Origin of the sequence: Burkholderia sp. NLJ2, assembly GCF_049487195.1 — a bacterium.
In the GTDB taxonomy this organism is placed as follows: domain Bacteria; phylum Pseudomonadota; class Gammaproteobacteria; order Burkholderiales; family Burkholderiaceae; genus Burkholderia; species Burkholderia pyrrocinia.
The window spans coordinates 14,174-31,447 of record NZ_CP137810.1; the positions used below are offsets into that span (position 1 = coordinate 14,174).

Consider the following 17,274-nt stretch of genomic DNA (forward strand, 5'->3'; position numbering starts at 1 on the left):
AACAGGCCCTGGCCCGATCAGTCGAGCGCGAACACGTAGAGCGTGCCGCCGCGCGGAACGTCCTTCGCGATGTCGGCCATCGGGCCGCCCCAGATCGGGTTCGCGCCGCCGTATCCGGCGAGCACGGCGACGTATTCCTTGCCGTCGACCTCATACACCGAAGGCTGCGAAATGATGCCGCTCGCGAGTTGCGGGCTTTCCCACAGCACCTTGCCGGTCGCGGTGTCGAACGCGTACAGGTGGCCGTCGAGCGAGCCGCTGAATGCGAGGCCGCTCGAGGTGGTCGCGACGCCGCCGTTCCACGGCTTCTTCGACCAGTGGCTCCACAGCTTCTTGCCGGTGTTCACGTCGATGGCCGTCAGTTCGCCGTAGCCCTCGCTGCCGGGCTCGGGCTTGATCTCGAAGCCTTCGCCGAGATACGGCAGGCCTTCCTGGTAGCTGACCGACTTGCCGGTCAGGCTCATGCACGCGTGCAGCGCGGGCACGACCGCGATGTTGCGATCCTGGTCGTACGAGATCGACCACCAGTTCTTGCCGCCGAGGAAGCTCGGGCACGTTTCGATCGTCGTGCCGGCTTTCGGGAATTTCGATTCGTCCTGGATCGGCTTGCCGTCGGCCGTGTAGCCGGTGACCGACGTCGCCTTCACGAACGGCGTTGCATAGATCAGCTTGCCGGTCGTGCGGTCGATCGCGTGGAAGAAGCCGTTGCGATCCGCGTGGATGATCGCGTCGTAGTCCTTGCCCTTGTAGCGGATGTCCGCGAGGACGGCCGCGTTCACGCCGTCGTAGTCCCACGTGTCGTTGCTCGTGTACTGGTAGTGCCACTTCAGGTTGCCGTTCTTCGCGTCGAGCGCGAGCAGCGAGTCGGAGTACAGGTTGTCGCCGGGGCGCAGCGCCGCGAGCCACGGGCCGGGATTGCCGACGCCCCAGTACAGGGTGCGGGATGCGGCGTCGTACGTGCCGGTCAGCCACGCGGCGCCGCCGCCGTGGCTCTGCATGCCGTCGGGCCAGGTTTCCGAGCCTTTCTCGCCGGAACCGGGGATCGTGTAGCGTTTCCAGACCTCCGAGCCGTCGTCCGGATTCAGCGCGGCGATGTAGCCGCGGATGCCGTATTCGCCGCCGGACGTGCCGACGACGATCGCGCCGTCGAGCGCGAGCGGCGCGAGCGAGAACGCGTAGCCGAGGCCGGGCTCGAACATCTGCTTCTTCCAGACGAGGCTGCCGGTCTGCGCGTCGAGCGCCGCGACTTCGCCGTTCAGCATCGCGATATAGACGTTCTTGCCGTACAGCGCGACGCCGCGGTTGACGACGTCGCAGCATGCGGTCTTGAACGATGCCGCGCCGAGTTTCGGCTCGTATTTCCACAGTTGTTTGCCCGTCTTCGCATCGAATGCGTAGACGTTGTCCTTCGGCGTCGTCACGAACAGGTAATTGCCGTTGACGATCGGCGTCGCTTCGAAGCCCTGCTTCAGGTCGGCGGGGAATTTGTAGGCCCATACCTGCTTGAGGTCCTTCGCGTTCGACGTGTCGATCTGCTTGAGCGGTGAATGCGACCGGCCGTTGTAGGTGCGGTAGTAGGTCAGCCAGCCCGGATCGCGCTGCGCATCGGTCAGCCGCTGGTAGGTCACGGCCGGGTAGTCCGCGGCTGCTTCGACGAGGCCGGGGTTCAGCGCGACGGCCGCTGCCGCCGCGATGCCGATCGTCGCGAGCCGGCTCGCTGAAGCCGAGGGTGTCTTCATGGTTGTCTCCTGAGTCGTTGTGGTCGCACCGCCGCGAACGGTTCGTCGCGCCGGCACGGTGGGGTTTCGGGCCGAGTGCGATGCCGTTCACGCAAGTCGCATGCCATCGCGGCGCGAGGGCCGCGCAACGCGGCACACGGGCATGTCGCGTGCCGTGCGGTGTCGAAGGCATCGCGCAGTGGCGTCGACGAAGGTGTTGCATTCAGGTACACCGCCGCGCGCGAAGTGTTGCCAAACATGACAGGTGGCGTCGCACCCGTGACAGGTGAGCCGCCGCACGCGCGCATGCCGCCCGGAGACGGTGCGCAGTACGGGCAGCGACGCCGGCATGCCGCACCGCAGTGCTGGCACGGTTATCGCGAGCTCGCTTCGCGACAACATGTCGCCGCTCGGTGCAAAGCACGCCACGGCGGAACACCAGGACGGAGACAACGGAAATGATCAGGATGCCAAAGTCAGTCGGGCGAGGCAGTGCGATGCGAGGCGGCCGGCGCGCACGGCACGCCGGCGCGATTCTTGGCTCGACTCTCGGCGCGATCGCGCTGTTCGGGCTGTCGACGGCAGGCGTGCATGCGCAGCCGAATGCGGCCGGCACGACGAACGGAACGACGAACGGCGCGACAGCGGTGAGTGCCGCCGCGCCGCCGGCCGCCGCTACCGCGCAGCAAGCGTCGGCCGACACGCTGCCCGCGGTCGTGGTCGTCGGCACGACGCCGCTGCTCGGCATCGGCACGCCGCTGTCGAAGGTGCCGGCGAACGTGCAGACGGTGCGCGCGGCGGAACTCGATGCACAGCACCGCGCGACGCTGACCGACTTCTTCGCCGCGAACCTGCAGAGCGTGACGATCTCGGACGCGCAAGGCAACCCGTACCAGACGGACGTCAACTATCGCGGCTTCACCGCATCGCCGCTGCTCGGCACGCCGCAGGGGCTGTCGGTGTTCGTCGACGGCGTGCGCGTGAACGAGCCGTTCGGCGATGTCGTGAACTGGGACATCCTGCCCACGCAGGCGATCGACCGGATGCAGCTGATTCCGGGCTCCAATCCGGTGTACGGTCGCAATACGCTCGGCGGCGCGCTCGCGATCACGACGAAGAACGGCAGGTCGAATCCAGGCGGCGAAGCGGAAGTGTCGGGCGGCTCATGGGGCCGCAAGACCGCCGACATCGAGCAGGGCGGCACGATCGGCTCGAACCTCGACTACTACGCGACCGCGAACGTCGCGAACGACGGCGGCTGGGCCGACCACAACGCGAGCCGCGTGCGGCAGGCGTTCGGCAAGCTGCGCTATACCGATGCGGACACGACGCTGTCGATTTCCGCGGGCGGCGCGGACAACGCGCTGTACGGCAGCCAGACGATCCCGCGCTCGTTCCTCGACAACCGGAAGCAGGCGTACACGTATCCGGACCTGAACCGCAACAGCGCCGGGTACCTGACGCTGTCGGGCGACCGGTTCTTCGGCGAGCACGTCGAGTTGAGCGGCAACGCGTACTACCGGCACCTGCGCAACAACAACATCAGCAGCAACAACAATACGGATTACGGATCGGTCGGCGCGGACGGCACGGTCGACACGGTACAGGGTACCAACGCGCAGTCGACGATCGTCACCGACAGCTACGGCGGCAGCCTGCAACTCACGCTGCTCGGCAAGCTCGGCGGGATGTCGAACCAGCTCGTCGCAGGCGTCGCAGCCGATTTCGCGAACTCGAGCTACGTCGCGGCGTCGCAAGACGCGTATTTCACCGACACGCGCGCGGCGATCGGCATCGGCGATTTCGTCCGGCGGACGAACGCGAAGACGCGCAATGCGAACCTCGGCGTATACCTGAGCGACGCGTTGTCGCTGACCCCGCACTGGACGCTGACGCTGTCGGGCCGCTACGACTGGTCGAAGTCGCAGATCGGCGACGAGAGCGGCGTGCAGCCGCTGCTCGACGGCAACCATACGTTCTCGCGCTTCAATCCGGCGGTCGGGCTCAACTGGAACCCGGTCGCGGGCTTCACCGCGTACGCGACGTACAACGAAGGGATGCGCTCGCCGACCGCGATCGAACTCGCGTGCGCGGATCCTGCCGCACCGTGCTCGCTGCCTAACGACTTCATCGCCGACCCGGCGCTCAAGCCGGTGATCTCGAAGACGTTGGAAGTCGGCGCGCGCGGCCGCATCGGTGCTGCGACGACCTGGAGCGCTGCCGCCTACCGCACGACGCTGACGGACGACATCCAGTTCATCAGCAGTCCGGCGAGCGCGCAGGGCTATTTCCGCAACGTCGGCGATACGCGGCGGCAGGGCATCGAACTCGCGGGCCGGACGCAACTCGGCCCGGTCGGCGTCGGGCTGTCGTACAGCCATGTCGATGCGACCTACCGTTCGTCGTGGACCGAACACAGCCCCGCGAACTCGGCCGCCGACGCGAACGGCAACGTGACGGTCAAGCGGGGCGACCGGATCCCGGGCATTCCCGCGCACACGGTGAAGCTGCGGCTCGACTATGCGGCGACGCGCGCATGGAACATCGGCGCGAACGTCACGTGGCGCAGCGGCGTGTATGCGCGCGGCGACGAGAACAACCAGGACGTGAACGGCAGGATCGCGGGCTACGTGCTCGTCGACCTCGACATGCGGTATCGGATCACGAAGCGCTTCGAGGTCTTCGCGAGCGTGACGAACCTGTTCGACAAGCGCTACGCGAGCTTCGGCGTGCTCGGCCAGAATTTCTTCAACGGGCCGAATCACACGTTCGACGGCGCGAATCCGGTCAACGAACAGTTCGTCGGGCCGGGCGCGCCGCGTGGCGCGTGGGTCGGCGTGCGGTATGCGTGGGATTGACGGTCGCGCGGCTGCGCTCGTTGCCGATGCTCCATGAGCGGGCGCCTGGCCACACATGACATTCGCCGTCACGCGAACGGGGCCGCCGTGAACATCTCAGGCATCGCGCGGGCGATGCCATGCGCCAACGCTCGTTGCCGGTGCTTCGTGCCCAGTCGCCTGGCCGCGCGACATCCGCCGTCACGTGAACGGTGCCGCCGCGAACATCGCATGCACCGCGCGGGCAACGCTGCGCGCCAATGCCGGGTCGCTTGCCAGATGCCCGGCAGGCACGCGTTCGATTCTGGCTCCGGACACGGCACGAGCGAGACGGCCGGCGTTGTCGACCGGGCAAACGGGGTCGTGCATCCCGTGCGCGGCGAACAGCGGCACGCCTTCGTCGGCCGCCCGCCGCGCGAGTGCGAGCACGCGGCGTTCGCCGAGCCAGCAATCGCGCTGCAGGTAATGCGCCTGGATCCGGTATTTGTCGATCAGCCGGCTGACCGTCTTGTGCGAGCGGATCGCGTGCGCGGGCGAGCGGCGCGTTTGCGACGACGCGAGGACGGCGTTTTCGTATGCGCGCCATGCGAGCGCCACCGCGCGCTGCCGGGCCGCGCCCACGCCGGGGCGCAGCCGCCGCGCGCAGCACGACAGCAGGCGATCCGGCTGGCCGCAGCCGGCCGCCGCACACAGGCGCTGCCATTCGCGGGGCGCGCGCGTGCGCGACGTCGTGAACAGGCGGCGGACTTCGCGTGGCGACGTCAGGAACAGGCCGCGCAGCACGACGCCGGTTACCCGTGCGGGGTGCGTGCCCGCATACGCGAGTGCGAGCGCGGCGCCCCACGATCCGCCGACGACGCCCCAGCGCGCGATGCCGAGCTGCTCGCGCACCGCCTCCAGATCGCCGATCAGCCGCGCGGTGCTGTTGTGACGCGTGCCGCCGCGCGGCGCCGACGCGCCCGCGCCGCGCTGGTCGACGAGCACGACGCGCATGCGCGTCAGGTCGAACAGCCGCAGGATGCCGGTCTGGCTGCCGCTGCCGGGCCCGCCGTGCAGCACGACGACCGGGTGGCCGTGCGCGGTGCCGGCCACGGCGAACGCGATCGATTGCGCGTCGCGGTGCAGGTGCCGGTGAACGGGGGCGGCGAGCGCGGCAGGCGAGGCAGGCACGGCAGGCGCGGCAGGTGCGTCGGGTGATACAGGCGCGTGAGGCACGGCAGACGAGGCCGCCATCGCGGGCGACTGTGCGGGTCGAATCGAAGCAAGCGTCATGTCGATATGGCTCGGGTGAAATCGGGGCAACCGTCACTCGGCGCGTGGGTGTCCGGGCGACCGCTGTGCTTGATCTGTGACAAAGCCAGAAACGCGCCAGCCGCGAAGATCGGGATTCGCCCGGGTAGTCACGCGTCGGGCAGTCGCGGTATCACGAAGGCCGACCTGTCAGGTGACTCGACATGCGCGGCCGCGATCGGACAACGTCTTACATCCGGCTTTCGATCTGCGCCGCGCCGCTCGTGTGGCCCGATGCTTGCTTGCAATGACGGCAAAGAGTCCGGCAGATGACCGGAAGGATCCCCGGAGGAGACAATGCGCGATGACGTAGAGCAGGCGGCCGGGTCACGGGCCGCGCATCCCGCCGGCTGGCCCGCGCCGTCGATCCAGAAAGCCCACGAGCGGTCTGAGACGTTCGGCCTGCAGGTATCGGCACGCCCCGACTACGACGTGCTGTCGAGCGCGGCGCTGGTGCTGAAGCGCGAGCAGAGCCGCGTGCTGTGCGTGCACGCGATGCCGGTGATGGAGACGCTGCATGAGCAGATCGTCAACACGCAGAGCATGATCGTGCTGACCGACGCGGAAGGGCTGATCTTGCATTCGATCGGCGACGACGACTTCCTGCAGCGCGCGGAGAAGGTTGCGCTGCGCCCCGGCGCGAACTGGGCGGAGAACCGGCAGGGCACCAACGCGATCGGCACGGCGCTCGCCGAGCTGTGCCCGATGGTCGTCCACGGCGACCAGCACTTCCTGGCCGCGAACCGCTTCCTGACCTGTTCGAGCGTGCCGATCCTCGACCCGTACGGCGACGCAATCGGCGTGCTCGACGTGACGGGCGACCACCGCAGCTATCACCAGCACACGATGGCGCTCGCGAAGATGTCGGTGCAGATGATCGAGAATCACCTGTTTACGACGACCTTTCAGGAAACGCTGCAGGTGTCGTTCCATGGCCGCCCCGAGTTTCTCGGCACGCTGATGGAAGGGATCGTTGCGTTCACCGCCGACGGCCGCTTCCTGTCGGCCAACCGCAGCGCGCAGTTCCAGCTCGGCATGCCGCTCGCCGCGCTGCGCGCGCACACGCTGTCGTCGCTGTTCGACATCACGAGCGCGCAGTTGATCGACCGCATGCGCGCGAGCACCGACCGGCACCTGATGCTGAATCTCGGCAACGGCGCGGTGGTGTGCGCGCGCGTGCACTTCCGGCGTGCGACGCTCGCCGAAGGCAGCCGGCCGACGGACGTCCACGATGCGCTCGCGCCGGCCGCACGCGCGAACGCGGTGCCGGCGCCGGCGGCGGGTACGTCGGCGGGCCTGTCGCGGCTCAACTATCTCGACACCGGCGACCCGCAGGTCGCGTGCGTCATCGCGAAGGTGCGCAAGGTGATCGGCAAGGACATTCCGATCCTGATCACCGGCGAGACGGGCACCGGCAAGGAGCTGCTCGCGCAGGCGATCCACAACGACTCGCCGCGGCGCGACGCGCCGTTCGTCGCGGTCAACTGCGCGTCGATTCCGGAGACGCTGATCGAATCCGAGCTGTTCGGCTACGAGGAGGGCGCATTCACCGGCGCGCGCCGCAAGGGGGCGATCGGCAAGCTGCTTCAGGCGAACGGCGGCACGCTGTTCCTCGACGAGATCGGCGACATGCCGTATCCGCTGCAGGTGCGGCTGTTGCGCGTGCTGCAGGAGCGCCTCGTCAATCCGCTCGGGTCGACGAAGACGATCGCCGTGGACATCTCGATCATCTGCGCAACGCACCGCGACCTGCGCGACATGATTGCGCAGAACCGCTTCCGCGAGGATCTCTACTACCGGCTGAACGGTCTCGTGGTGCGCCTGCCGCCGCTGCGCGACCGCACCGATCTTGCGGTCGTCGTGCAGAAGATGCTGCAACGGGAGGCGTTCGCGGGCCCCGGCCGGCCGCCGCTCACCGTCGCGCCGGACGTGATGGCGCTGTTCGTGCGCTGCACGTGGCCCGGCAACTTCCGGCAGCTCGGCAACCTGCTGCGCACGGCGGCCGCGATGGTCGACGACGATGGCGAAATCCGGCGTGAGCACCTGCCGGACGATTTCTTCGACGACCTGCGCCGCGGCGATGCCCACGCCGAGCAGGCCGCGCACGATCCGTCCGTCGCACCGTGCGCCGTGGATGCGCTCCCGCCCGCCGATGCGCGTCTGCAGGACGTCGCCGCGTCCGCGATCGCCGCCGCGCTGGCCCGTCACGGCGGCAACGTGTCCGCCGCGGCGCGCGCGCTCGGCGTCTCGCGTAACACCATCTACCGGAAGATGCCGGCCGCCGACGCAGAGCGCCACCCGTCGGACGAAAGCTGACGCGCAGGCCGCGAAATCGCGGTTGCGCGGCAGGCGCTGCGCGCGACCTGTCACAGCCGGTGTGTCAAGTTGCAACACCGGTGTTCAACGATTCAACACCTGTCACCGCCTCCGCGCATCGTGCCGTCGGGGCGGCGAATCGCATTCGCGCGAATCGTGTCGGCTAATCGTAAGGATTCCGTCCCGATGCCCGGTTGACGGCCATGTGCCGGCGTCGGGCCGGCAAAGTACGGCTTCGGCACGCTCCTTGCTGAAGAGGAACCGACCGCTCGATTGCCGCGGTTGTCGGATTCACCGACGCGACTCATCAACTCAACAAGGAGACACATCATGCAGTGGACGACCCCGTCTTACACCGACCTGCGCTTCGGCTTCGAAATCACGATGTACATCGCCAACCGCTGATCGCCGCGCGTGCCGCCCGTTTCGCCGAGGTTGGCGCGGGCGGCCTCGGAGCTGACGCCCATGAAGATCAAGATACTCGGCTCGGGAGCCGGCGGCGGCCTGCCGCAATGGAACTGCAACTGCGCGAACTGTCGTCGCGCGCGCGGCGGAAGCGGCCATGTGCTGCCGCGCACGCAGTCGTCGATCGCGGTCAGCGACGACGGCATCGACTGGATTCTCGTCAACGCGTCGCCCGACATTCTTGCCCAGTTGCGCGCGGATCCGGACCTGCAGCCGGCGCGCGCGATCCGCGACAGCGGCATCGCCGCCGTCGTGCTGTGCGACGCGCAGATCGATCACGTGACGGGCCTGCTGATGCTGCGCGAACGTTCGACGCCGCTGCCGCTCTACGCGAGCGCGCCGGTGCTGGACGACCTGTCGACCGGCTTGCCGCTGGTGCCGCTGCTCGGCCACTACTGCGGCGTCGCTGCGCACACGATCGCGCTCGGCGAGCCGTTCACGGTGCCGGCGGCGAGTGGCATCCGCTTCACCGCGATTCCCGTCGACAGCAAGGCGCCGCCGTATTCGCCGCGGCGCGCGTCGGCCGCGCCCGGCGACAACATCGCGCTGTCGATCGAAGACGTCGCGAGCGGGCGGCGCGCGTTCTATGCGCCGGGGCTCGCGACCGTCACCGACGACGTGCGCGCGGCGATGCACGGCGCCGATCTCGTGCTGGTGGACGGCACGTTCTGGACCGGCACCGAGATGATCGATCTCGGCCTGTCGAGCAAGCACGCGGCCGACATGGGGCATCTCGCGCAGTGCGCGGAACACGGGCAGCCCGGCATGATCGACTGGCTCGACACGCTGCCCGCGCGCACGCGCAAGGTACTCACGCACATCAACAACACGAACCCGATTCTCGACCCGCATTCCGTCGAGCACGCGCACCTGCGCGCGCACGGCATCGACGTCGCGCATGACGGCATGCAATTCCAGGTCTGACCATGAACGCACCGATCCCCGCTACGGCGTTGCACGCGACGCCCTGGAACGCGACCGAATTCGAGGCCCGCTTGCGCGCGCTCGAATCGCGCTACCACATCCATCACCCGTTCAACCGGCGGCTCAACAGCGGCGCGTGTTCGCCCGCGCAGATCCGCGGCTGGGTCGCGAACCGCTTCTACTACCAGATCAACATCCCGCTCAAGGATGCGGCGATCCTGTCGAACTGCCCCGACCGCGACACGCGGCGCCGGTGGATCCAGCGGCTGATCGATCACGACGGGCAGGGCGACAACGAAGGCGGCATCGAGGCATGGGTGCGGCTCGGCGAGGCGTGCGGTCTCGATCGTGCCGAGCTGTGGTCGCTCGAACACGTGCTGCCCGGCGTGCGCTTCGCGGTCGACGCGTATGTGAATTTCGCGCGGCGCGCGCCTTGGCAGGAAGCCGTGTGTTCGTCGCTGACGGAGATGTTCGCGCCGCAGATCCATCTCGACCGGCTCGCGGGCTGGCCGTCGCATTACCCGTGGATCGAGCCGGCAGGGCTGCATTACTTCCGCAGCCGCGTGCCGCTTGCGCAGCGCGACGTCGAGCACGGGCTTGCGGTCACGCTGCAGCATTTCACGACGCCGGATGCGCAGCAGCACGCGCTCGGCATTCTGCAGTTCAAGCTGGACATCCTGTGGTCGATGCTCGACGCCGTCGAAAGGGCCTACCCGTTATGAACGCGATCGATGCTGCCAGCGGCGTGCCGCTGCGCCCCTGCCTGAGGGGCTTGTACCGCCTGCAGTGGGAGGCGGCCCAGGACGCCTACGTGCTCCTCTATCCGGAAGGAATGGTCAAGCTCAACCCGAGCGCGGCCGAGATTCTCGTGCGCTGCGACGGCACGCGCGAGCTCGACGACATCATCGGCGAACTCGAGTGCCTGTTCAGCACGTCGGACCTTGCCTCCGACGTCTACCGTTTCCTCGATCACGCGCGGCTGCGCGGCTGGCTCGACTGACATGGCAACCGACACTTCCCGTCCGTCCGCGCCGTTGTGGTTGCTCGCGGAACTCACGTACCGCTGCCCGCTGCATTGCGCGTTCTGCTACAACCCGGTCGACTTCGCGACGCACGGCGCGGAGCTCGACACCGATGCATGGCGTGCTGTCATCAGCGATGCGCGCGCGCTCGGCGCCGCGCAGATCGGCTTCTCGGGCGGCGAGCCGCTGCTGCGCGACGACCTCGAGACGCTCGTCGCGCATGCGCGCGGGCTCGGTTTCTACACGAACCTGATCACGTCGGGCATCGGTCTGAACGTCGCGCGCATCGAGCGGCTCAAGGCGGCTGGGCTCGACCACATCCAGTTGTCGCTGCAGGATTCGACGCGCGAGCTGAACGATTTCCTGACCAGCACGCGCACGTTCGAGCTGAAGCACCGCGTCGCGCGGCTGATCAAGGCGCACGGCTATCCGATGGTGCTCAACTGCGTGCTGCATCGCTACAACCTGCCGCACGTGGGACAGATCATCGAGATGGCGCTCGATCTCGGCGCCGACTATCTGGAACTGGCGAATACGCAGTACTACGGCTGGGCGATGCTGAACCGCGATCAGTTGATGCCGACCGTCGAGCAGGTGCGCGAGGCCGAGGAAACGGTGAACCGCTACCGCAAGCTGGTCGGCGAGCGCTGCCGGATCCTGTTCGTCGTGCCCGACTATTTCGAGGCGCGCCCGAAGGCGTGCATGAACGGCTGGGGCTCGGTGTTTCTCGGCGTCGCGCCGGACGGCACCGCGCTGCCGTGCCATGCCGCGCGTTCGCTGCCGGGGCTGGCGCTGCCGAACGTGCGCGACCGGTCGCTGAAGGAAATCTGGTACGACAGCGACGCGTTCAACGCGTTTCGCGGCGACGACTGGATGCGCGAGCCGTGCCGCACGTGTGACGAACGGCATACGGATCACGGCGGCTGCCGGTGCCAGGCGTATCTGCTGGCCGGCGACCCGAAGGAAGCCGATCCGGTGTGCGCCAAGTCCGCGCATCACGGGCAGGTCGAGCAGGCGGTGCAATTCGCGCGGCGTCCGGCGCCGCGCGACGAGCAGCCGCTGGTGTTTCGCAGCAAGGAGAATTCGCTCGCGCAATGCGGGGCGGCGTGCGACTGCTGACGACAGACGGCGACGCCGGCAGCGGGAGTGAACGAGGCGAAGAGATGAACACCGTGGTGATCGATATGCAGTCCTCTTCATGGCGGCGAAGTGGTGCGCGTGAGCGAGGATGGCTGAACGCGGGACGGAGTGTGTGATGAGCACCGCTACGTTCGGTGCGCGACAGGTGGGTGGGGCGAACGGTGTCGTCCGCGATCGCGCCCGTCATCGCGGAATGCGCGTCGTGTCGGTCGTCGCTGCCGTGTGTGTGCTGCATGTGGGTGTGTTTGTGCTGATCGCACGCGAACAGGTCGTGCGTAGCGTGCCCGTGCAACGGCAGGTGATGGTGGCGGTGCTGATTGCGCCGACACCGGAGACTTCGACGATGACGACTTCCGCGACGAAGTCGATGGCAGCGTCGCATGCGATGCGTCGGGCGACGTCCGTGCCCCGACCGTCGGCGAGCGGCGAATCGTCAACGACAAAGCCGATTGCACCTGTTCGAGCCCGGCCGCAGGTGCACGACGCGCCTGCGCCGTCGCGGCCAGTGCCTGACGCCGCGACAGCAGAGCGACACGGTGCGCCGCAGAACGTTGTGCCGTCCAATGCCGCGCAGCCGCAGCCGCAGCCGCAGCCGCAGCCGCAGCCGCAGCCGCAGACGCAGACGCAGACGCAGACGCAGACGCAGACGCAGACGCAAGCGTCCCCCGCGCCCACGACGCCCCGCTTCATCGCCCATCCCGAATGCGCACTGGTCAAGCCCGACTACCCGCCACAGTCGCTGCGCATGGGCGAGCACGGCACCGTGCTCGTCGAACTGGAGACCGACGCGGCGGGCCAGGTCGTCGCCGTGCGTGTCGTGACCGGCAGCGGTTATCCGCGTCTCGATGCGGCGGCGCGCGAGGCGGTGCTGGCGAGCCACTGCGCGCCGCATGTGGAGAACGGCGCGCCGATCCCGACACGGGCGCGAGCGCCGATCACGTTCAATCTCGACGAATGACAGGACACCTCATCATGGCAGCCCATGGAATCAATCGCGTATGGGCACAAGGAATGCCTTCCCGCGGCCAGCGAAACCCGAAACTGAAGTGAACGGGCGCCGACGCCCGCCGCTACGCGCCCGCCGGCAACGAACGCGTGTTCCCCCTTCCAGATACAACACGGGCTGCGACGAGATCGATCGTCACCGCCCGTGTGCCGTCATGCCGCGTCAGCTTCGCTCCCGGCCGACTTCAAGCCGCCTGGCAATGCGAACGAAATCAAACCGAGACATCACCCGTCGTCGGCCTTCGCCTGTAGATCCTTCAACCCCTGAATCACGACCAGCAGCGCGCGCCCGTGCTCGTCGGAGCCGTCCCATGCATCGACGATCGCGTCGCGCAGCAGGTCGTTATAGCGGCGGCGCGACGGCCCGGTATCGACACCATAGAAACTGCATAGCTTATTGAATGGCGCGCTGCGGCGCAGACGATGCCCGTTCGACAGCCGCAGGCGCGACACGGTTGGCTGGCTGACCCCGGAAAGTCGCGCGATTTCGCTGGACGAGCGTGTATCTGCCGTCAGGCGGCGCAACAGGTCTTGAACGGGAAAATCTTGGTCCGGGGCTTCCATGCGATGCATTATACCTATACAGTTACGGCTGTTGAATGGGCTTCCTGTCACCAGCGAGGCTGTATCCCGAGAAAGTTGATGACGCTGAAACACCTCCCACCCACGTTCTGCTGGACCAAGATCGGTACCGAGTCCGGCGAGGAACTGCCGACCGTCGTGCTCCGCAAGGAATGGGAGCGCCGGCTCGGGGGCGGGCGTTTTCTGTGGGGCATCAACCAGCCGCTCGGCAGCAGCGCGCAAATCGCTGCGCATCGCACGGGCTCGCTGCTCGCGCTGTTTTCGCCGGTCGCGTCGCGCCCGCGCGTGGGCGAGCGCAAGGACGCGCTGCTGTGGAATGCGTGGGTCGACGCGACCGGCCAGGTGCGGCCGCTTCCGCCGCATACGTTCATCGCGAGCCGCTCGACGCTGCCGTCGGGCCGGCGTCGCGAGCAGCACTACGCGCTCGTGTGCGCGTCGTCCACCGCGCTGACGGTCGGCACGCAGTTGCGCGTGTTTCCCGATCACCTGCGCAGCGTGAGTACGGGCAGGCCGCTCGGCGCCGCACAGGGTGCGGCCGTGGTCGATTGCGTCGGGCGTGCGAAGGAGCAGACGGGCAAGAGCTATCCGCTCGCGTTGTCGGTCGAGCTCGAAGCACCGTATTTCGTGCGGCTCGCGCAGCCGTGCGTGCTGAAGGCGCGCGATCTCGCGGAAGTGAACAAGGCGACGCGCGCGGGCGATTTCGATCGCTTCGTCGAGCTGGTTGCGCGCTTGCGCGGCCGTTCGCCGACGGACGCCGTGCGCGGCGTCACGCGCGACCTGTTCGACGTGCCGCCGATCGAAACCGCGGCCGCGTATGTCGCACCCGCGCATGCGGCGCGATTGCGCAATCGGCCGGCGGCCGAGCATCCGCACGATCGCACGGGCGATCTGTTCGACCTGTCGCCGGGCGAGCCTGCTGCGTTCGGCGGTCTTGCACGCCCGCGCATCGGGCGCGCGTGACGACCGGCGGCGAGAAGATCGAGCAAGAATGTGTTGCACTCTCGCCGTAGCGGATCGGCGAGCACAGAGGGACAATCGGCACGAAGCGCGCGGCGCGGCGGCCGATCCACCATCGATGCGCCGTGGTTCACGCCGCCGACATGCGAACCACGCACACTGAGCGTCGGCATGCTTCACACTGCAACCCTGTAGGAGAAGTGTCGATGTCGACCCACATCTGTTCGCGGGAAGCCCGGGCCGCGCAGCGCTTCGTCGAAGCCACGCGCAACGTCGATCAGGCCTTTCGCGCCGTGCGCGGCGAAAGCGACGACGACGTCTCGTCGGCCGAATACGCACGCGCGATGTCGCGCCTCGATCGCGCGCTCGACGAGCTGGCGCGTGCGCAGGAAGTCTTCGATCGCGTCGTGAGCGCCGACGCGGCGCGCGGCAACTGATTCCGCCGCTTCCTTTTTTTCGCGCGTCGGGCGACGCGCGTTCATCTTCATGCCGGGCGTGCCGCCCGGCATGTCAGTCGCTCATCGCATCCCGACTTCAGACCTTGCGGCCCTCGACCGGATAACCGGGATCGGTGTAGCCGTGCGTCGATGCATGCCCGGGCGGCACGAGCGAATCGACGAACCGTTCGTCGTCGGGGCCGAGTTCGAGCGTCAACGCATCGATGTAGCTGTCCCAGTGTGCTTCGGTGCGCGGCCCCGCGATCGTCGAGCTGACGATGCGGTTCTTCATGACCCACGCGAGCGCGAATGCAACCGACGTCGTGCCGCGCGCGGCCGCATGCGCGGCCACCTGCTGCGCAATATGCAACGACTCGGGCCGCCATTCCGTCTGCTGGATGCGGCGGTCGCCGCGGCCCGCGCGCGAATCGGCGGGCGGCTGCGCATCCACCGGATATTTGCCGGTCAGCACGCCGCGCGCGAGCGGGCTGTACGGCACGACGCCGATGCCGTAATGCGCGGCGGCCGGAAGCTGTTCGACTTCGGCCGTGCGATCGACGAGGTTGTACAGCGGTTCGCTCGCGACCGGACGATCGATGCCGAGCTGGTCCGCGAGCCGCACGATCTCGGCGATGCGCCAGCCCTTGAAGTTCGACAGTCCGACGTAGCGCACCTTGCCTTGCCGGATCAGGTCGGCCACCGCGCGCATGCCTTCGTCGAGCGGCGCATCGGTCAGCGCGCGATGGAAATAGAGGATGTCGATGTAATCGGTGCCGAGCCGCTTCAGGCTCGCGTCGACCGATTCGACGATCCATTTGCGCGACTGGCCCTGCCGGTTCGGCCCCGCGTCCGGGCCGGCCGGATAGCCGAACTTCGTCGCGACGACCCAACTGTCGCGACGCGGCGCGATCGCGCGGCCGACGATTTCTTCCGAACGACCGGCGTGATAGACGTCGGCCGTGTCGATGAAATTGACGCCCTGGTCGAACGCCTTGGCGATGATGCGCGCCGACGTCGCTTCGTCGGTCTCGCCGCCGAACATCATCGCGCCGAGGCACAGCGGCGACACCTTGAGCGCGCTGCGCCCGAGATAGCGGTAATCCATGCGAATGCTCCATGCGGGCACGGGCCCGCCGGTTGAAGGAAAGGGGCGGCGCTCAGACGCCGGCTTCGTCGAACACGCGCTGCGCGATCGGCAGCGCCGAGCTCGCGGTCGGCCAACCCGAGTAGAACGCGAGGTGCGTGATCGCTTCGATCAGCTCGTCGCGCGTGAGGCCGTTGTCGAGCGCCTTCTTCAGATGGAACGGCAGTTCGTTCACGCGATACAGCGACACGAGGCTCGCGACCGTGACGAGGCTGCGATCGCGCGGCGACAGGCCGGCGCGCTGCCATACATCGCCGAACAGCACGTTGTCGGTGTAGTCGGCGAGGGCGGGCGCGATCGCGCCGAACGCCTTGTGCGCAGGGGAAGTCGGTTCGGACATCGAGGGCTCCGGGAAACGTGGGGAACGTCGACGATGGTAGCGACCGATGCGCCTATCGATAATCCCCAACAATTCGCATGCACTTATCGAGCGGATTCATGAATCGTGGCCCGGTGCCGACGCCCGCGCAGCTCATGCGCGATAGCGCAGCGTATCGACGATCAGCGAAAGCGCGCGCGACGACTGCCGCCGGCTTGCGTAGTACAGGTGATGGCCGGGAAACGTCGGGCACCAGTCGTCGAGCACGCTGTCGAGGCGGCCGGCGGCGACATGCGGCGCCGCGAGTTCGGCGGGCACGTACGCGAGCCCGTAGCCGGCGAGTGCGGCATCGAGCATCTCGTACGTGCCGTTGAACGTGACCTGCCCGTCGACGCGCACCTGCAGCGTGTCGCCGCCGCGCGCAAGCTCCCACGCGTACAGCGCGCCGTGCGTCGGCAGGCGCAGGTTGATGCAGTCGTGCGCGACGAGATCCTGCGGCGACGCGGGGCGCGTGCGTTCCGCGAAATACGCGGGCGCGCCGACGATCGCCATCTTCAGGTCGGGCGAGATGCGCACGGCGATCATGTCCTTCGCAACCTGGTCGCCGAGCCGGACACCGATGTCGAAGCGCTCCGCGACGATGTCGGACAGCCCGTAGTCGGTCACGAACTCGACCTTCAGGTCGCGATAGTCGCGCAGCACCGGCGCGAGCTTCGGCCACAGCAGCGTGCGGATCGCGTAGTCGGTCGCGTTGATGCGCACGGTGCCGGCCGGCTTGTCGCGCAGCTCCGCGAGCGCCGACAGCTCGGCCTCGATTTCGTCGAAGCGCGGTGCGAGGTTGCGCAGCAGCCGCTCGCCGGCTTCGGTCGGTGCGACGCTGCGCGTCGTGCGCGTGAGCAGGCGCACGCCGAGGCGCGTTTCGAGCGAGCGGATCGTATGGCTGAGCGCGGATTGCGACACGCCGAGCTGGGCGGCTGCACGCGTGAAGTTGCGCTCGCGCGCGACGGCGATGAAGGCGAGCAGGTCCGCAAAGTTGTCGCGCGGCATGGAGGAAGTCGGGTGGTCGGTGCCAGCGCATCGTACCACCGCGTTCACCGGGCCGCGCGGCGGCGCGGCGC

16 protein-coding genes are annotated in these 17,274 nt (G+C 68.1%); 10 read left to right on the forward strand and 6 right to left on the reverse strand.

The features are described from left to right. Positions 1–17 precede the first annotated feature (17 nt). Positions 18–1,739, reverse strand: a complete 1,722-nt coding sequence (locus tag R9B84_RS22400) for a methanol/ethanol family PQQ-dependent dehydrogenase (RefSeq protein ID WP_423762298.1) — start codon at positions 1,737–1,739, stop codon at positions 18–20. Between the two features lie 437 nt (positions 1,740–2,176). Between R9B84_RS22400 and R9B84_RS22405 the strand changes: the two genes are divergently transcribed. Next, positions 2,177–4,576 (forward strand): TonB-dependent receptor, encoded by a 2,400-nt coding sequence (locus R9B84_RS22405; protein WP_423762299.1) that lies wholly within the window; start codon positions 2,177–2,179, stop codon positions 4,574–4,576. Positions 4,577–4,756: 180 nt separating this feature from the next. On the opposite strand, the gene R9B84_RS22410 is transcribed toward R9B84_RS22405, so the two are convergent. Then, positions 4,757–5,788: an alpha/beta fold hydrolase gene (locus R9B84_RS22410; RefSeq protein ID WP_423763555.1), complete on the reverse strand. Its 1,032-nt coding sequence runs from the start codon at positions 5,786–5,788 to the stop codon at positions 4,757–4,759. 354 nt (positions 5,789–6,142) lie between these two features. On the opposite strand from R9B84_RS22410, the gene R9B84_RS22415 reads away from it, so the two are divergent. The 7 genes from R9B84_RS22415 to R9B84_RS22445 all read left to right on the forward strand — a co-directional run bounded on the left by R9B84_RS22415 (position 6,143) and on the right by R9B84_RS22445 (position 12,670). Next, complete coding sequence (locus R9B84_RS22415) at positions 6,143–8,161, forward strand: sigma-54-dependent Fis family transcriptional regulator (protein WP_423762300.1); 2,019 nt, start codon at positions 6,143–6,145, stop codon at positions 8,159–8,161. A 330-nt stretch (positions 8,162–8,491) separates the two neighbouring features. Further along, a complete protein-coding gene (pqqA, locus tag R9B84_RS22420) occupies positions 8,492–8,566 on the forward strand; it encodes a pyrroloquinoline quinone precursor peptide PqqA (protein WP_006485436.1) in 75 nt (24 codons plus the stop codon). A gap of 60 nt (positions 8,567–8,626) precedes the next feature. Further along, positions 8,627–9,550 carry a pyrroloquinoline quinone biosynthesis protein PqqB gene (gene pqqB, locus R9B84_RS22425; RefSeq protein ID WP_423762301.1) on the forward strand — a complete coding sequence of 308 codons (924 nt, stop codon included), beginning with the start codon at positions 8,627–8,629 and terminating at the stop codon, positions 9,548–9,550. 2 nt (positions 9,551–9,552) lie between these two features. After that, entirely contained in the window at positions 9,553–10,272 is a 720-nt protein-coding gene (pqqC, locus tag R9B84_RS22430) for a pyrroloquinoline-quinone synthase PqqC (RefSeq protein ID WP_423762302.1), read from the forward strand. Next, positions 10,269–10,550 (forward strand): pyrroloquinoline quinone biosynthesis peptide chaperone PqqD, encoded by a 282-nt coding sequence (gene pqqD / locus R9B84_RS22435; RefSeq protein WP_096473550.1) that lies wholly within the window; start codon positions 10,269–10,271, stop codon positions 10,548–10,550. Before pqqC ends, pqqD begins: the two co-directional genes overlap by 4 nt. Before the next feature lies 1 nt (position 10,551). Next, positions 10,552–11,691, forward strand: coding sequence for a pyrroloquinoline quinone biosynthesis protein PqqE (gene pqqE / locus R9B84_RS22440; protein WP_423762303.1), 1,140 nt, complete (start codon positions 10,552–10,554; stop codon positions 11,689–11,691). A 136-nt stretch (positions 11,692–11,827) separates the two neighbouring features. Next, complete coding sequence (locus R9B84_RS22445; protein ID WP_423762304.1) at positions 11,828–12,670, forward strand: energy transducer TonB; 843 nt, start codon at positions 11,828–11,830, stop codon at positions 12,668–12,670. A gap of 272 nt (positions 12,671–12,942) precedes the next feature. Here the strand turns inward: R9B84_RS22445 and R9B84_RS22450 are convergent, their stop codons facing one another. Further along, the gene (locus tag R9B84_RS22450) at positions 12,943–13,281 is read right to left on the reverse strand and encodes an XRE family transcriptional regulator (RefSeq protein WP_423762305.1); all 339 of its coding nucleotides are present in this window, start codon (positions 13,279–13,281) and stop codon (positions 12,943–12,945) included. Between the two features lie 78 nt (positions 13,282–13,359). Between R9B84_RS22450 and R9B84_RS22455 the strand changes: the two genes are divergently transcribed. Further along, positions 13,360–14,259: a hypothetical protein gene (locus R9B84_RS22455; RefSeq protein ID WP_423762306.1), complete on the forward strand. Its 900-nt coding sequence runs from the start codon at positions 13,360–13,362 to the stop codon at positions 14,257–14,259. A gap of 203 nt (positions 14,260–14,462) precedes the next feature. Continuing rightward, on the forward strand, positions 14,463–14,693 hold the full coding sequence (locus tag R9B84_RS22460) for a hypothetical protein (protein ID WP_111018829.1): 231 nt from the start codon (positions 14,463–14,465) through the stop codon (positions 14,691–14,693). Positions 14,694–14,790: 97 nt separating this feature from the next. Here the strand turns inward: R9B84_RS22460 and R9B84_RS22465 are convergent, their stop codons facing one another. The 3 genes from R9B84_RS22465 to R9B84_RS22475 form a co-directional block, all read right to left on the reverse strand. Continuing rightward, complete coding sequence (locus R9B84_RS22465) at positions 14,791–15,798, reverse strand: aldo/keto reductase (protein ID WP_423762307.1); 1,008 nt, start codon at positions 15,796–15,798, stop codon at positions 14,791–14,793. Between the two features lie 52 nt (positions 15,799–15,850). Next, on the reverse strand, positions 15,851–16,177 hold the full coding sequence (locus R9B84_RS22470) for a carboxymuconolactone decarboxylase family protein (RefSeq protein WP_059239151.1): 327 nt from the start codon (positions 16,175–16,177) through the stop codon (positions 15,851–15,853). A gap of 132 nt (positions 16,178–16,309) precedes the next feature. After that, positions 16,310–17,203 carry a LysR family transcriptional regulator gene (locus tag R9B84_RS22475; protein WP_423762308.1) on the reverse strand — a complete coding sequence of 298 codons (894 nt, stop codon included), beginning with the start codon at positions 17,201–17,203 and terminating at the stop codon, positions 16,310–16,312. Between the last annotated feature and the right edge of the window lie 71 nt (positions 17,204–17,274).

What these genes read in the sequence shown, in the direction of transcription:
- R9B84_RS22450 (WP_423762305.1), bottom strand. Translation starts at nt 13,281, where the DNA reads ATGGAAGCCCCGGACCAAGATTTTCCCGTTCAAGACCTGTTGCGCCGC.
- pqqB (WP_423762301.1), top strand. Translation starts at nt 8,627, where the DNA reads ATGAAGATCAAGATACTCGGCTCGGGAGCCGGCGGCGGCCTGCCGCAA.
- R9B84_RS22445 (WP_423762304.1), top strand. Translation starts at nt 11,828, where the DNA reads ATGAGCACCGCTACGTTCGGTGCGCGACAGGTGGGTGGGGCGAACGGT.
- pqqD (WP_096473550.1), top strand. Translation starts at nt 10,269, where the DNA reads ATGAACGCGATCGATGCTGCCAGCGGCGTGCCGCTGCGCCCCTGCCTG.
- pqqE (WP_423762303.1), top strand. Translation starts at nt 10,552, where the DNA reads ATGGCAACCGACACTTCCCGTCCGTCCGCGCCGTTGTGGTTGCTCGCG.
- R9B84_RS22465 (WP_423762307.1), bottom strand. Translation starts at nt 15,798, where the DNA reads ATGGATTACCGCTATCTCGGGCGCAGCGCGCTCAAGGTGTCGCCGCTG.
- R9B84_RS22460 (WP_111018829.1), top strand. Translation starts at nt 14,463, where the DNA reads ATGTCGACCCACATCTGTTCGCGGGAAGCCCGGGCCGCGCAGCGCTTC.
- R9B84_RS22415 (WP_423762300.1), top strand. Translation starts at nt 6,143, where the DNA reads ATGCGCGATGACGTAGAGCAGGCGGCCGGGTCACGGGCCGCGCATCCC.
- R9B84_RS22455 (WP_423762306.1), top strand. Translation starts at nt 13,360, where the DNA reads ATGACGCTGAAACACCTCCCACCCACGTTCTGCTGGACCAAGATCGGT.
- R9B84_RS22475 (WP_423762308.1), bottom strand. Translation starts at nt 17,203, where the DNA reads ATGCCGCGCGACAACTTTGCGGACCTGCTCGCCTTCATCGCCGTCGCG.
- pqqC (WP_423762302.1), top strand. Translation starts at nt 9,553, where the DNA reads ATGAACGCACCGATCCCCGCTACGGCGTTGCACGCGACGCCCTGGAAC.
- R9B84_RS22405 (WP_423762299.1), top strand. Translation starts at nt 2,177, where the DNA reads ATGATCAGGATGCCAAAGTCAGTCGGGCGAGGCAGTGCGATGCGAGGC.
- R9B84_RS22470 (WP_059239151.1), bottom strand. Translation starts at nt 16,177, where the DNA reads ATGTCCGAACCGACTTCCCCTGCGCACAAGGCGTTCGGCGCGATCGCG.
- R9B84_RS22400 (WP_423762298.1), bottom strand. Translation starts at nt 1,739, where the DNA reads ATGAAGACACCCTCGGCTTCAGCGAGCCGGCTCGCGACGATCGGCATC.
- R9B84_RS22410 (WP_423763555.1), bottom strand. Translation starts at nt 5,788, where the DNA reads ATGGCGGCCTCGTCTGCCGTGCCTCACGCGCCTGTATCACCCGACGCA.